The sequence below is a fragment of the Bacillus sp. SA1-12 genome, from assembly GCF_000981385.1.
Lineage (GTDB): Bacteria > Bacillota > Bacilli > Bacillales > Bacillaceae > Metabacillus.
The window spans coordinates 109,603-124,886 of record NZ_LATZ01000120.1 but is presented as its reverse complement, the minus strand read 5'-3'; the positions used below and the strand labels follow the sequence as shown (position 1 = coordinate 124,886).

Here is a 15,284-nt window from a genome sequence, read left to right as displayed (position 1 = left end):
CTCATTACAATACATCAACATCCGTGCTTGCGTTTTTCTTATTTAAGGAAGAGCCATTATTTTTCTTGATGAGGTGAATCGCTCGTAGCTTCATGATCGTCTTCTATTGGTTGGGGTTGTCCGTACAGTAGGTTAATCTCTCTTGCTAACTCATTTAAAAACTCGTCCGATAATAAGAGTTTTTTTTCCTTTGTCATTTCATCACCCCTTCATTTTTTTACTATCATTATCATTGACGTTTTCTTCATGGATATTCTTAGCATGTATTTTTTATTATTTCATCAAAGAAGAAAAAATTAGCAAAGAGGTATTTACATATCGAAAACATAGGAGTATGATAATCATCAGTTTCATAATTCAAATCGCTTAATCCATTAGGAACGGGGGACCCATTTTTACGTGGATCTTTGATCCTCTTGGGGTGAATCCTTTACCAGGAAGGGATACTCTTTTGTCCCGAACCCGACAGCTAACTCCGTAAGCGTTATGAGAGGAAGGTGGAGCTGGTGTGACATTGACATATAAATCAAATGTCCACAAGGCTATTTATGGTGCCTTTGTGGGCTTTTTGTCGTTCCTAAAAAAGGTTTAAAGTTTAAATATTGAAGGCTTATATCCCTAATTGAGGGGAATATAAGAGTGAAATTAAAAACATGGGGTGCAAGAATGGTATCTACGGTTAAAAGATTGTTAATAGGTCGTCCTTTAAAGTCAACAGAATTAGGAGAACAAAAGCTGAATAAGACGAAAGCTCTGGCTATTTTATCTTCCGATGCTTTATCATCTGTTGCCTATGGACCAGAACAGATCCTGCTTGTTTTAATGACTGTGAGTGCCGTTGCCTTTTGGTACTCAATTCCAATAGCAGTTGGTGTATTATTTCTCTTATTGGCACTTATTTTGTCCTATCGGCAAATTATTTTTGCCTATCCGCACGGAGGTGGGGCATATGTCGTTTCGCGGGAGAATCTTGGAGTAAATCCAGGACTCGTTGCAGGCGGTTCATTATTGGTTGACTATATTCTGACTGTGGCAGTTAGTGTGTCGGCAGGAACAGATGCGATTACTTCTGCTTTTCCTGCCTTACATTCATACAATGTCATCATCGCATGTATACTGGTTGTGTTTTTAACCATCTTGAATTTAAGAGGGGTTACTGAATCAGCTTCCTTTTTAGCTTATCCAGTTTACTTGTTTGTTTTAGCGTTGTTTGTCTTAATTGGAGTTGGTTTATATCATATTCTGACTGGTCATGTCTCACCAGAGCTTCATGCACCTGTCGGGTCCCCAGTTACTGGGATAACCTTGTTTTTGCTGCTTAGAGCATTTGCGTCAGGTTGTTCTGCTTTAACTGGTGTTGAAGCTATATCTAATGCCATACCCAATTTCAAGGATCCAGCACCAAATAATGCCGCTAAAACGCTGGCAGCAATGGGCATTTTGCTCGCGATTTTATTTTCCGGTATTGTTTATTTAGCCTATTACTACGGAATAACACCAAAAGCAGAGGAAACGGTTGTCTCACAAATTGCATCAGAAACCTTTGGAAGGAATTTCATGTATTTCTTCATTCAGGGAACAACAGCTATGATTCTTATTCTTGCGGCAAATACGGGTTATTCAGCCTTCCCTTTATTGGCTTTTAATCTTGCCAAGGATAAATATCTGGCAAGAATGTTTACTATAAGAGGAGATCGCTTAGGGTATTCTAATGGTATCATATTCCTTGGAGCGGCTTCTATTATTTTGATTATCGCATTTAGAGGACATACGGAGCAATTAATTCCGCTTTATGCTGTTGGGGTATTCATACCGTTTACTTTATCTCAAACAGGGATGCTGGTGAAATGGATTCGTGAAAAGCCTAATGGCTGGGTAGTAAAGCTGACAATAAACTTTGTCGGTGCAATCATTAGCTTTTTAGTTATGATGACCTTCTTTATCACTAAGTTTGGCCAGGTGTGGTCTGTGCTGATCTTCCTGCCAATTCTTGTGGTCATCTTTCATAGGGTGAAAAAGCACTATGAAGCAGTAGGAAATCAATTGAGAATTACAACATGTGAACCAGTTAAACCAATTGAGGGAAATGTCATCATTGTTCCAGTTGCAGGAATTACTCATGTTGTAGAAAATTCATTAAACTACGCGAAATCTCTAAATGCAGATCAAATCATTGCGGTGTATGTGTCGTTTGAACGAAAAGATGAAAAGACCTTTGAAGAGAAATGGAAAAAGTTTCAGCCGGATATCCGGCTTGTGACATTACACTCTTATTATAGAAGTATTATCCAGCCGTTATCGAAGTTTATTGATACAGTGGAACATAAGGCGGATGAATCAAATTATCGAGTGACTGTGTTAATCCCGCAATTTATTCCGAAGAAAAGATGGCACTATATTCTTCATAATCAGTCTAGCTTACTAATTCGCGCGATACTTTTATATAGAAAAGATGTGGTCGTCACTACAGTGCCATATCATCTTAAGGAATAGTGATTGGGATGATGTGTTAACTTATTCCAATTTATCATCTTTATGGTTGAAATAAATAATTGAAAAATAGCAAAAACCCTTCTGTTAATAACGACTAGAAGGGTTTTTGCGTGTTTTTAAGGCAATCATTCTGAAGAAACAGAATATTAGAGCTTTTCCTCAAATGATTGACCATCCCGAAACGATTTGCTATCCTCAAAATCTAGTCAATTAAATAGAGTTAAAATCCTCATCGCTATCCTGGTGAGGTAGAGGTTGCGACAATTAAGAGTAGTTCTTATTGAGATCTGGTGGGATCATTGAAGAAGAAACAAAAGGAATTGTCGCCGAAGCAAGGAATGACCACACAGCTGTCCTTGTTGGGGCTGCACTGAATAAGTGCAGGACTGTCATAGATTTATTCTATGGAGAGCTATTACGGGATAGGATGCGGGTTTTTTGGATAAAAACGCGTGGAATAGGATTCTATGCGTTTTTTTTGATTAAATTATTATTCGGAGGAATTTTTATGATAGAGAAAAAGTGGGGGCTATTAATTTTAACCTCCTTGGTTGTGGGGAATATGGTAGGTTCCGGTATCTTTATGTTGCCAAGCACACTTGCACAGACAGCAAGTCCTTTAGGGGTAACCTTTGCTTGGCTCATTACAGGGATCGGTGTCTTAATGATTGCACTTGTTTTTGGGAAATTATCAATCCGCAGACCTGATTTAACAGCTGGTCCACAAAGCTATGCAAGAGAATTATTTGCATCCCGTAACAAAGGGAATGTTGCTGGTTTTGGTATGGTATGGGGATATTGGATCGCAAACTGGATTAGCAACGTTGCGATTATTACGAGTTTTGCAGGCTATTTATCAACTTTCTTCCCTATAATGAGAAATTCATCGATCCTGTTTACGCTAGGGAACCAAGATGTTGAATTAGGGAGATTAGTGACATTTATCGTTTGTACCCTGTTACTATGGGGAACACATTTCGTTTTGGTGACGAACCTAAATGTTGGAGGAAAAGTAAATGTTGTAGCAACTGCTACAAAAATTATTGGATTTGTTTTATTTATTGTTGCAGCGCTTTTTGCATTCCAATCCTCAAACTTGGGGGATTTATATTCACCTGTTGTGGATGCTGATGGACAAACACATGATCTTTCTAGTCAAATCAACTTAGCGATGATTTCTACACTTTGGGCATTTGTTGGTATTGAGTCTGCTGTTATCTTATCTGGCCGTGCAAAATCTCAACGCGATGTCAGCAGAGCAACTATAATCGGACTATTTATCGCTTTAACAATCTATATGGGAATTACGCTGCTAATAATGGGTGTTTTACCTCAAGAGGTATTAAGAGCTTCAGATAAACCATTTGTCGATGCACTTTCCGTTATGATTGGCGACATGGGCGCGATAATTATGGCATTACTTGCAGTTGTTTCTTTACTAGGATCAACAATCGGTTGGATTCTCCTAAGTGCTGAGGTGCCTTTTCAAGCTGCAAAAAAAGGAACTTTTCCTGCATTTTTTGCCAAGGTAAATAAGAAAGGGAGCCCAGTTCGTGCTTTAACTGTTACAAATGCCATGTCACAAATTTTTATTCTTTCGGTGATTTCAGGCACGATTAGTGAGGCATATACATTTTTGACAACATCTGCAACACTAGCCTATCTTATCCCTTATTTAGTTTCAGCGATCTTCTTCTTAAAGCTAGTCATAAAAGGAGAGACATATGATCGTATTGCAGGCTCGAGATTGCTTGATGGATTAATTGCAGTTTTTGCGCTTATCTATTCGATATGGGTTATTAAATCAGGAATTTCGGATTTAAAGACATTTTCATTAGGAATTGGACTCTTTATAGCAGGATTTATTATTTATCCGATAGTAAATCGTAAACGAAATAACGATCAAATTGATGGTAATACCGAAAAAAATATAGTTAACTAAAAATCTGTATCCTTTATTTGTTTTTGCGAAAAAATAAATTTTTATGTAAAATAAATGTTTGAGGTGATTAAAACTAGATTAAGATTGGAGGAATCAATTTGAAAAGAATTGGACTAGCATGGCAAATTCTTATTGGACTAATTCTCGGAATCATTGTAGGTGCCATTTTTTATGGGAACGAACAAGTGGCGTCATACCTGCAACCGATTGGTGATATATTCTTAAGACTAATAAAAATGATCGTGATACCTATTGTTATTTCAAGTATTATCGTAGGGGTTGCAAGTGTAGGGGATACGAAAAAACTTGGCCGTTTAGGCGGGAAGACTATTCTTTATTTTGAAATTATCACGACAATTGCAATCATCTTAGGTCTCGCAGTGGCAAATATCTTCCAGCCTGGAGCAGGGGTGGATATGGGTGCCATTCAAAAAACAGATATTAATAGTTATGTAGAAACATCTGAAGAAGTAGAAAGTCATGGAATCGCTGAAACATTTGTCAATATTGTACCAAGCAATATATTTACCGCATTTATTGAGGGAGATATGCTGGCAATTATCTTTTTCTCTGTCCTATTCGGTTTTGCTCTAACGGCAATTGGAGAAAGAGGGAAACCTGTGCTGGCCTTTTTCCAAGGCACAGCTGACGCAATGTTTTATATGACAAATCAAATCATGAAATTTGCTCCTTTTGGCGTATTTGCTTTAATAGGTGTAACAATTTCAAAATTTGGTTTAGCGTCGCTCATACCTCTAGGAAAGTTAGTTATTACTGTTTATTTAACGATGGCGTTCTTTATCGTTGTCGTACTAGGCTTAGTAGCCAAAATGGCTGGAGTTAATATTTTTCAATTTCTCCGTATCATAAAAGATGAATTGTTATTAGCTTATTCAACAGCCAGCTCGGAATCAGTTTTGCCTAGAATTATGGAAAAAATGGAGAAATTCGGCTGTCCGAAAGCCATTTCCTCATTTGTTATTCCTACAGGTTATTCTTTTAATTTAGACGGATCGACTTTATATCAAGCATTAGCAGCTGTTTTCATTGCACAAATGTATGGTATTGATTTATCGTTATCCCAACAGATCTCATTACTGCTTGTACTAATGGTTACATCTAAAGGTATAGCTGGTGTTCCAGGTGTGTCATTTGTTGTACTGTTAGCCACATTAGGAACAGTGGGTATTCCTATTGAAGGTTTGGCTTTCATTGCAGGGATTGACCGTATTTTAGATATGGCCAGAACAGCAGTGAATGTTGTAGGAAACTCACTAGCAGCAGTGGTTATTTCTAAGTGGGAGGGAGAATTCAAACCAAATAATTCTTCTTCGACTAAGCAAATTGCATAAGGATTTTAAATAGGCATTACCGCATATGCGGTAATGCCTATTTTGTATAAGAAACGGACATAAGCTAATTGCTTGCCTTTTCGTTCATCGATTAGAAAAAATAGTACTTATAAAGTAAATTTATTCATATATTTATGCAACGATTCTATGAGGACAAGAAGATTTTGGGAATATATTTTAAGAATTTGAAGATAGAAAGATTCATAAAATCATTATATCAATGTTATTTATGCTGATTTGTATAAGATATTTCACGAATAGTTTTCAGACTAGTTAAAATAAATAAAAAACAGTACTAGACTTAATCAAAAGTTTGTTTTAAAATACTAATAGCTAATTAAGAAAAAAGTATTAGTGAGAAAGTTTGAATATATTACTTTTTTAATAAAGTAATATTTCTGAATATTTACCATTTTCGCTCAATACTAAATTTATAAAAGGGGAGAACGATAGTGAAAAAGAAATTAAGTTTTTTAGTAACGTCTTCGTTACTAGCTGCCGGCTTATTAACTGGATGTGCAGGAGGAAACCAGACTTCTGGAGGATCAAATGGAGATGTCATTAAAATCGGAGCAAACCTTGAACTCTCGGGAGCAGTTGCTTCTTACGGTTCTTCCATTGCAGATGGTCTTGAACTTGCTGTTGAGGAAATTAATAAAGACGGTGGAATAGACGGGAAAAAAATTGAGGTTGTTAAGGTTGATAATAAATCTGATGCAGCTGAGGCTACAAATGCTGCGATTAAATTGACAAGTCAAGATAAAGTAACAGCGATAATCGGGGCAGCTACCAGCGGAAATACGGTCGCTCAGGCTCAAATCGCTAACGATAATAAAACGGTTCTTCTATCACCTTCAGGTACAAGCCCGAATGTAACAGTAGGAACAGATGGAAAGGTAAATGAGTTTGTATTTCGTACATCATTCATTGACCCATTCCAAGGAACAGTTGCAGCAAACTTTGCAGCAAATGATTTAAAGGTTAAAAATGTGGCGATCTTTTCAGATAGTGCAAGTGATTATGCAAAAGGTTTAGCAGCTTCCTTTAAAGAAACGATTGAAAGTGCTGGAGGAAAGGTTGTTTCTGAAGAATCCTATGTTGCAAAAGATACAGACTTCCGTTCTACATTAACTCGTATTAAGGCAAAAAATCCTGAATTCATTTTTATCCCTGGTTATTATGAAGAAGTAGGTTTGATTGTTAAACAAGCTCGTGAAATGGGGATTACCGCTCCGTTAATGGGTGCCGATGGCTGGGATTCTCCTAAATTAGTAGAATTAGCGGGCGCTGATGCTTTAAATAATACGTTTATTACAAATCATTACTCTTCAGAAGATCCAGATGAAAAGATTCAAGCATTTGTAACAACATTCAAAGAGAAGTATGATGGAAAATCACCAGACGCTTTTAATGCACTTGGATATGATTCTGTTTATCTATTAGCAGATGCAATTGAACGGGCAGGGGACTTAGATCCAACTAAAATCAAAGATGCACTTGCGGAAACGAAGGACTTATCTTTAGTAACAGGTACAGTTACAATTGATAAAGATCATAATCCAATTAAATCTGCCACTGTTTTAGAATATAAAGATGGAAAACAAGTCTTCAATACTAAGGTTAATCCTTAAAGATTAAGGAAGGAATGGGGGGATTATCATCCTCCCATTTCGTTTGTTCATATTTTGAAATAATAAAATTTATGGTGGATATATGTTTTATGCAGAAGATCCATAAGCGCAGGACAGGCAACAGTCAACACAGCAGGTGACTGCCAGCATATAGTCCGCCGATTTTTTGATGAAAAGGAGTGAGAGTCATGGAATGGATTCAGCAAATAATCAACGGCATTTCACTTGGAAGTATTTATGCATTGATCGCACTCGGATACACCATGGTATATGGAATTATTAAATTAATAAATTTTGCACATGGCGATGTTTTTATGGTGGGTGCATTTATTGGATTTTATTCTATAACAGCGTGGGGACTGAGTTTCTTTCCGGCCCTATTGCTATCAATGGCTGCTTGTGCTGCTTTTGGGGTTTTAATCGAACGAATTGCCTATAAACGGCTGCGAAACGCGACTAGAATAGCAGCATTAATAACAGCAATCGGTGTTTCCTTGCTTATCGAATATGGAGTTATTTATGTCCGCGGGGCACAGCCTGAGGCATATCCAAATATTCTTCCTAACACATCGATCAATTTTTTAGGAGCGAAAATTAGCACTCAGTCGCTATTAATTCTTTTGATATCAGTTACATTAATGGTGATTTTGCAGTTTATCGTTCATCGTACAAAGATAGGAAAAGCGATGCGTGCCGTATCACATGATATGGATGCTGCTCGATTAATGGGAATTAATGTAGACAGAACGATTTCAGCTACCTTTGCTATTGGATCAGCTTTAGCAGGCGCAGGTGGAGTTATTTTTGGGGTTTATTATACAAAAATTGAGCCGCTAATGGGTATCATACCGGGATTAAAGGCATTCGTTGCAGCTGTTCTGGGAGGTATAGGTATTATTCCTGGAGCCATGGTAGGCGGTCTCTTGCTTGGTGTAGTAGAAACAATCGTTAGTGCACTTGGTTATTCTCTATGGCGCGATGCTGCCGCATTTATCATTCTCATTTTGATTCTTATTTTTAGACCATCAGGTATATTCGGTAAAAATACAAGAGAGAAAGTGTAGGTGAAAACAGCAATGAAATCTAAGAAATTTTGGTTATTCTTTATTCTTTCTGTGATAATATATGGAATTATCCAATTTCAAATCTTTAATGGATTACTCAATCCGTTTTACAGTAATATGTTAATCTTTATGGCAATTAATATTATTTTAGCAGTAAGTCTTCATTTAGTTATCGGAATAACTGGCCAGTTCTCAATTGGTCATGCAGGATTTTTGGCTGTTGGAGCCTATATTTCTGCCATTATGACAATGAAACTGCAGTTGCCATTTTCTGTAGCATTGATCGCTGGAGGGCTTGTAGCTGCATTAGCTGGATTAGTTGTTGGAATACCCAGCTTGCGATTGAAGGGTGATTACTTAGCAATTGCCACTTTAGGGTTTGCCGAAATTATTCGAATTGTCTTCCTGAATATTGAGTATGTTGGAGGGGCTGCAGGAATGCAGGTATCTCATTTAACTACTTGGACGTCAACGTTCATTTGCTTATTTATTACAATCTTGGTTATCGCCAATTTTACTAATTCAAGACATGGACGTGCAGCGATATCAATTAGGGAAAATGAAATTGCTGCGGATGCAATGGGGATCAATACCACCTATTACAAAGTTGTCGCCTTTGCAATTGGTTCCTTTTTTGCAGGTATCGCAGGAGGCTTGTATTCTCACAATTTTTATATTATTCAACCTACGAATTTCGGTTTCTTAAAATCTTTTGATATTTTGATTTATGTCGTTTTGGGAGGATTGGGAAGTCTTTCTGGTTCGGTTATTGCTGCTATTCTTTTAACAATCGTTTCTACCTTCCTTCAGGATTATCCTGAAACACGAATGATTATTTATAGTTTAGTATTAGTTATCGTTATGCTCTACCGCCCTCAAGGATTAATGGGTACTCGCGAAATTACAGATTATTTTGGTAAGTGGAAAAGTACGAAAGGAGGCAGCTCTTATGGTAAGTAATCCATTGCTTCAAGTAAAAGGGGCAGGCATCCAATTCGGAGGCTTAAAGGCTGTTTCAGGTTTTGATATGGAAATCTATCCTGAAGAATTAATTGGGTTAATAGGCCCGAACGGAGCGGGAAAAACAACTAGTTTTAACTTGCTTACAGGAGTGTATGTTCCTACTGAAGGTGACATCGTATTTGATGGAAAACGTCTTAATGGGAAGAAACCTTTCCAGGTTACGAGATTGGGTATCAGCCGTACATTTCAAAATATTCGCCTATTTAACGAACTATCTGTATTGGACAATGTTAAGGTAGCTTACCACTCATTGGCTAAACATTCGATTTTAAGCTCTGTCCTGCGCCTTCCGTCTCATTTTTCCGGGGAAAGAGAGATGGAAGAGAAAGCCATCGAATTCCTTAAGATTTTTCAATTGGATCGGTTTAAAGATGAAAAGGCAAAAAATCTGCCTTATGGCCAACAACGCAGACTGGAAATAGCCAGAGCCTTAGCTGCTGGACCAAAATTATTATTATTAGATGAACCTGCGGCAGGCATGAATCCTCAAGAGACTCATGAACTTATGGAACTTGTTGCTTTTATCCGGAAACAATTCCAGCTCACTATTTTATTAATCGAGCATGATATGAATTTAGTCATGGGGATTTGCGAAAGAATTTATGTATTAGACCATGGTCAATTGATTGCAAATGGAACTCCTGAGGAAATTCGAAATCATCCTAAGGTCATTGAGGCTTATTTAGGAGAGGAGGTCACGAGCTAATATGCTTAAAGTAGATGACATAAATGTTTATTATGGGAATATACAGGCGTTAAAAGGAGTTTCTTTAGAAGTGCACGAAGGTGAGATTGTTACCCTGATAGGGGCAAATGGAGCGGGAAAAAGCACTCTTTTGAAAACATTGTCCGGATTACTTAAACCAAAAAACGGAACCATCCACTATTTAGGAAAAAGCATATCGGGACGTCCTGTTCAGGAAATCGTAAAATCAGGAATTTCTCATGTTCCTGAGGGCAGAAGGGTATTTGCTAACATGACTGTTGAGGAAAATCTCGAATTAGGTGCTTATTTAAGGAAAGATACTGCAGAAATTCGTAAGGATTTTGAAAAAGTATATGAGCTGTTTCCTAGACTTCATGAGCGGAGAAAGCAAATGTCAGGGACGCTTTCCGGTGGAGAACAGCAAATGCTGGCTATGGGGCGGGCCCTTATGGCAAGACCAAAACTGCTTTTCCTTGATGAGCCTTCAATGGGGTTAGCTCCATTATTAGTAAAAACGATTTTTCAAATTATTGAAGAAATAAATCGTAATGGGACAACTATTTTATTAGTTGAACAAAATGCAAATATGGCGTTATCTATTGCAAATCGTGCTTATGTAATCGAAACAGGGAAGGTTGTTCTTTCAGGTACAGCAGCAGAACTGCAAGAAAGTGATCAAATTAAACTTGCTTATCTTGGAGGTCATTAGACGTTTGAATCTAATAACCTAATGGATTTATTAAAATAAATGAATCCTATGAGTAAGGAAGCCTTTGTTTTGCACTCAGTATTAGTTGATGTTTACGAAATTTTTTTAGGCATTACTGCATATTGCGGTAATGCCTTTTTACTGGTTTTTTAAGTAAGAGATATGTTAAAAGATAGTGTTGATTTTTATAATAAAGAAAGGGAACTCCTTAATCTTTGGAGTTCCTTTGTCTGATAAAATCTCCTAAAAACTAATAAGATTTATCTGAGGACTTATTGCTTTTTTTTAGAAATAATGCGATCAATATGATAGAAACACCGACCATACTCGTGATGAATTCGGCAATATAAAAGTCTCCATCTCGCAGCATACGAATTAGAAAGTTAGTACCAAAACCAGCTATTAACATTGCTCCAAAGAATATTAACCCTTTACTCATAATTCGCCCCTTTAAGACTCGCTCTAATATTCAGTCTTTCTAACGGAATATCATGAACTTACACATATGGAAAATTCTGATAACGAAAGTTTAACATAGGTCCCTTCTGTTGAGAACAGGCACTTCAGTAATTATATTTCAAACTGTAAAAGAATAACAAAGAACCTCTCCTTAATTGAAGAGGTTTTTTCGTTCAAATAAGCTTTATTCCACTAACTAAAATGATGGTAGCCATCACAGCTTGAAGTGGTTTTGGAGATACCTTAGTTGATAGCATACTGCCTGCAATGACTCCAGGAATTGAACCTATTAACAAGTTAAGTGTAAGCAGATAATCTACACTTCCAAAGCTGGCATTTAAGATACCCGCCACTGTAACAAGCAAAAAGGCGTGGGCAATATCTGTACCAACGAGCTCGGATGTCTTCATTTTATATAGATACAACATGGCGATCGCAAATAAAGAACCAGAACCAATCGATGTTAATCCAACAATGAATCCAAAGATTACCCCAATGAAAATCGTTAAGGTTTTCTTGTTTTCTAATGGCATGGTCTGCCACTTGTTAGGACGTATTTTCTTATCGAAGAATACTCTAAGTAATATCGAAATAGCAACTAAAGTAAGCACGTAACCAAGAGCATGGGTAATAATTTTTTCTTGATGCTGGTGCAGTGCTGGAAATAAATGAAGAGTTCCAATTGCAAGCACTGCACTGGGAATACTTCCTAGAGCTAAATATTTAACCATTTTGAAATTGATGGTTTTCTGTCTCCAATGCTGAGCAAATCCGAACAATTTTGTAATAGAATTATAGACAAGGTCTGTTCCTACCGCAATCGTAGGATTTATACCTAAAGCTATTAAAAGAGGAGTTAACAAAGCGGCCCCGCCAACACCTGTTAAACCTACTAATATACCGACTGCCAATCCCATTAACATAATACTAATACTCATTTGTTATCCTCCTGATCAAAATCCGAGTATGTTTATCTGATTTTAACCCATTAGGCTTGTTTAGTAAATAAAATTCTTACTATTCAGCTAATTTTTTTGATAAAAATTGTTCCGTTAAACTTTTTTTGATTTCCATTAACAGGCCAAAGTTCTTTTATAGGGACTTGAGCCTTTCTCTGCTTTCCCAGTCAGGCAGGTCCCCCCCTATTCTAATGAACTCTAAAAATCCGTTTAAGGTTGTTTTAATTTAACCAAATTAACTTGCTGTTTCATTAAGAACTATTATATTCATTGTTTTGTTATCCGCTCATAAAATTTTGAAAATGTTCTTCATTTATGCAAGTATTGTATAATAGGAGTGCAAGTTTGGAAGAGGGAGACTTATATATGATTGAACTATTGCCATTAATGATTGAGCGTGTGGGAATTCTCATTATTGTTGCTTTTTTACTCTCGAGGATGCAATCGTTCCGTCAAATTATTCATAATGAGCATTCATTAAAAGAAAAAGTCCTCTTAATCGTTGTATTTGGACTGTTTGGGATTATTAGTAATTATACTGGTGTTTTAGTCTATAATGGTTCGATCATGGCGCACACCTGGAATACAGATGTTGATATGGATAGCGCTATAGCAAATACAAGAATAATGGGCGTTGCAATTGGCGGGTTGTTAGGAGGTCCCTTTGTTGGACTTGGAGTTGGACTTATTGCAGGAATACACCGTTTTACCTTAGGAGGATTTACAGCTTTTGCCTGTGCCGTATCCACAATTTTAGCGGGAATCGTAACAGGACTCATTGGGAAAAGGTTTGGAATAAAGAAAAACAGCACGCCTTGGGGAGCTGTGGCAATCGGGATCTTAATGGAATGTGTGCAAATGGGGATTATCTTACTCCTTGCAAGGCCGTTTCATGCAGCTCTCAACCTTGTTGAAGTAATTGCATTTCCGATGATTGTGATTAACGGTTTCGGGACGTTATTATTTATCTTTATCATTCAAAATATCTTTCTTGAAAAAGAACGGTCAAGTGCTTTGCAAACACAAAAAGCTCTATACATTGCACAACAGACCCTTCCTTTTTTTCGGCAAGGGCTAAACCCTCATTCATGCAGGGAGGCTGCAGAAATTATCCTGAACGGTACGAAAGCTGATGCTATTGCCATCACCAATCAAAAACGGGCACTGGCACATGTAGGGGCAGGAGCTGACCATCACAAGCCTTCAAATCAACTAGCAACTAGATTAACCAGGCGAGTGCTAAAGACCGGAGAAATTGAAATTGCCCTTTCCAAAGAGGAGATCCAATGTTTTAAGGAGGATTGTCCTTTACATGCAGCTCTTGTCTTGCCACTAAAAGCCCATGAGCAAACTGTAGGTTCTTTAAAGTTGTATTATATGAAGGCAAGCAGACTGGACAAGGTTGAAAAAGAACTGGCTGAGGGTCTTAGCAAGCTATTTTCAACACAGCTCGAGCTTGCGGAAGCAGAATTGCAGCGTAAACTATTGAAGGATGCCGAAATTAAAGCCTTACATGCTCAGGTTCATCCTCATTTCCTGTTTAACGCAATCAATACCATTTCCAGCTTGATTCGCACAGACACAAGTCAAGCAAGGAAACTTTTATTAAATTTAAGTACTTTTTTTCGGAGTAATCTGCAGGGGGCGAGGCAATTATTAATTCCTCTTGAGAAAGAACTTGAGCATGTAAAGGCTTATTTAAATCTGGAACAAGCTAGGTTCCCAAATAAATACGAGATCGATATTAACATAGATCCCGATTTAATGTCAGTTTTAATCCCGCCCTTTACCTTGCAGCCCTTAGTAGAAAATGCGATTCGCCATGCTTTTCCAAGGATGAAAAATGGAAAAGTGCTGGTCAGTGCGCAAGTAAAAAGCGGAAAAATGATTCTCATAACCGAGGATAATGGAAAAGGGATTCCCCAGCATTTGCTTGAATTAATCGGAAGGGGAACGGTTCAATCAGATGAAGGGACCGGTACAGCTCTTTGGAATATCAAAAAAAGAATTGAAGAGCTATATGGAAAAGAAGGATCATTTCAAATAAATAGCATGGAGAATGGTGGAACGAAGGTTTCCATTACATTGCCATTATCATGGGAGCCATTGGAGGAGTTAGGGTGATAAAAGCGTTTTTAGTTGATGACGAACCTCTGGCAAGAGATGAGTTAGCATATCTTTTAAAAAGAACAAAACAGGTGGAAATAACAGGTGAAGCGGAATCGATTGAGAGTGCATTGGAGCAGCTTTTATTTGTTGAAGCGGATGTCATTTTTCTAGACATCCAGTTAGCAGATGAAAGTGGATTGGATTTAGCAAACAAAATTCTGCAACTAAAGCATCGACCAGAGATTGTTTTTGCGACGGCTTATGATGAATACGCTTTAAAGGCTTTTGAACTGCAGGCCATTGATTATTTATTGAAGCCTTTTGATGAATCTAGAGTTCAATTAACGATAAATAAGCTTTCACATTTGTTTAGCTCAAGAGGAGCTGTGATTGCTCACAAGGGTCAGCGTAAAGAGGAAAATGATCGAATAGCCATAACTGTGGAAGAGAGGATTGTAATAATAAAAGTCAGTGAAATTCTATATATAGGTACAGTTGAGGGAAAAACAGTTGTAGTAACGGATAAAAACAAATATCAAGTGAGTGAACCGCTTGTAAATTTTGAACGAAGACTTAGTTCACATGATATCATTCGAGTTCATAGAGCTTATCTTATAAATGTGAATGCCATTGTGGAAATTGAACCATGGTTTCATTCAACATACAATTTAATTATGCAAGATGGAGAAAAAGTACCGGTAAGTAGAACATATACAAAAGATCTTAAGCAATTACTTGATTTTTAATCTGCATTTCAATTTAAAAAAATTGTATCTCAAACTTGTATTCTTGCATTTTATGCTGAAATCCTTAACAAAGCGTTTACAAATTGTAAGA

General features: G+C 37.3%; 13 protein-coding genes and 2 riboswitches. Of the genes, 10 read left to right on the top strand and 3 right to left on the bottom strand.

Annotated features, from left to right (window positions below):
• Positions 1 to 56: 56 nt before the first annotated feature.
• A complete protein-coding gene (locus tag WQ54_RS33880; RefSeq protein ID WP_156178080.1) occupies positions 57 to 197 on the bottom strand; it encodes a hypothetical protein in 141 nt (46 codons plus the stop codon).
• 156 nt (positions 198 to 353) lie between these two features.
• Positions 354 to 498, top strand: a riboswitch (cyclic di-AMP (ydaO/yuaA leader).
• A 168-nt stretch (positions 499 to 666) separates the two neighbouring features.
• On the opposite strand from WQ54_RS33880, the gene WQ54_RS22500 reads away from it, so the two are divergent.
• From WQ54_RS22500 to WQ54_RS22465, 8 genes are all read left to right on the top strand, one after another.
• Positions 667 to 2,493 carry an APC family permease gene (locus tag WQ54_RS22500; protein WP_046588008.1) on the top strand — a complete coding sequence of 609 codons (1,827 nt, stop codon included), beginning with the start codon at positions 667 to 669 and terminating at the stop codon, positions 2,491 to 2,493.
• A 241-nt stretch (positions 2,494 to 2,734) separates the two neighbouring features.
• A riboswitch (Lysine riboswitch) is annotated at positions 2,735 to 2,916 on the top strand.
• An 85-nt stretch (positions 2,917 to 3,001) separates the two neighbouring features.
• A complete protein-coding gene (locus tag WQ54_RS22495) occupies positions 3,002 to 4,435 on the top strand; it encodes an amino acid permease (protein WP_046588007.1) in 1,434 nt (477 codons plus the stop codon).
• Positions 4,436 to 4,533: 98 nt separating this feature from the next.
• A complete protein-coding gene (locus WQ54_RS22490) occupies positions 4,534 to 5,787 on the top strand; it encodes a cation:dicarboxylate symporter family transporter (RefSeq protein ID WP_046587576.1) in 1,254 nt (417 codons plus the stop codon).
• Between the two features lie 449 nt (positions 5,788 to 6,236).
• Positions 6,237 to 7,418, top strand: a complete 1,182-nt coding sequence (locus WQ54_RS22485; protein WP_046587574.1) for an ABC transporter substrate-binding protein — start codon at positions 6,237 to 6,239, stop codon at positions 7,416 to 7,418.
• A gap of 188 nt (positions 7,419 to 7,606) precedes the next feature.
• Entirely contained in the window at positions 7,607 to 8,482 is an 876-nt protein-coding gene (locus WQ54_RS22480) for a branched-chain amino acid ABC transporter permease (RefSeq protein ID WP_046587573.1), read from the top strand.
• Positions 8,483 to 8,494: 12 nt separating this feature from the next.
• Positions 8,495 to 9,442 (top strand): branched-chain amino acid ABC transporter permease, encoded by a 948-nt coding sequence (locus WQ54_RS22475; RefSeq protein ID WP_046588005.1) that lies wholly within the window; start codon positions 8,495 to 8,497, stop codon positions 9,440 to 9,442.
• The gene (locus tag WQ54_RS22470) at positions 9,432 to 10,211 is read left to right on the top strand and encodes an ABC transporter ATP-binding protein (RefSeq protein WP_046587571.1); all 780 of its coding nucleotides are present in this window, start codon (positions 9,432 to 9,434) and stop codon (positions 10,209 to 10,211) included. Before WQ54_RS22475 ends, WQ54_RS22470 begins: the two co-directional genes overlap by 11 nt.
• A gap of 1 nt (position 10,212) precedes the next feature.
• Positions 10,213 to 10,920 (top strand): ABC transporter ATP-binding protein, encoded by a 708-nt coding sequence (locus tag WQ54_RS22465; protein ID WP_046587569.1) that lies wholly within the window; start codon positions 10,213 to 10,215, stop codon positions 10,918 to 10,920.
• A 250-nt stretch (positions 10,921 to 11,170) separates the two neighbouring features.
• Here WQ54_RS22465 and WQ54_RS22460 read toward each other — a convergent pair whose 3' ends face one another.
• The gene (locus WQ54_RS22460; RefSeq protein WP_046587567.1) at positions 11,171 to 11,359 is read right to left on the bottom strand and encodes a hypothetical protein; all 189 of its coding nucleotides are present in this window, start codon (positions 11,357 to 11,359) and stop codon (positions 11,171 to 11,173) included.
• A 193-nt stretch (positions 11,360 to 11,552) separates the two neighbouring features.
• Positions 11,553 to 12,317: a sulfite exporter TauE/SafE family protein gene (locus WQ54_RS22455; RefSeq protein WP_046587565.1), complete on the bottom strand. Its 765-nt coding sequence runs from the start codon at positions 12,315 to 12,317 to the stop codon at positions 11,553 to 11,555.
• Between the two features lie 387 nt (positions 12,318 to 12,704).
• On the opposite strand from WQ54_RS22455, the gene WQ54_RS22450 reads away from it, so the two are divergent.
• Positions 12,705 to 14,462, top strand: a complete 1,758-nt coding sequence (locus tag WQ54_RS22450) for a sensor histidine kinase (RefSeq protein WP_046588004.1) — start codon at positions 12,705 to 12,707, stop codon at positions 14,460 to 14,462.
• Positions 14,459 to 15,193 (top strand): LytTR family DNA-binding domain-containing protein, encoded by a 735-nt coding sequence (locus WQ54_RS22445; protein WP_046587563.1) that lies wholly within the window; start codon positions 14,459 to 14,461, stop codon positions 15,191 to 15,193. The genes WQ54_RS22450 and WQ54_RS22445 overlap by 4 nt, the downstream gene beginning before the upstream one ends.
• Positions 15,194 to 15,284 lie beyond the last annotated feature (91 nt).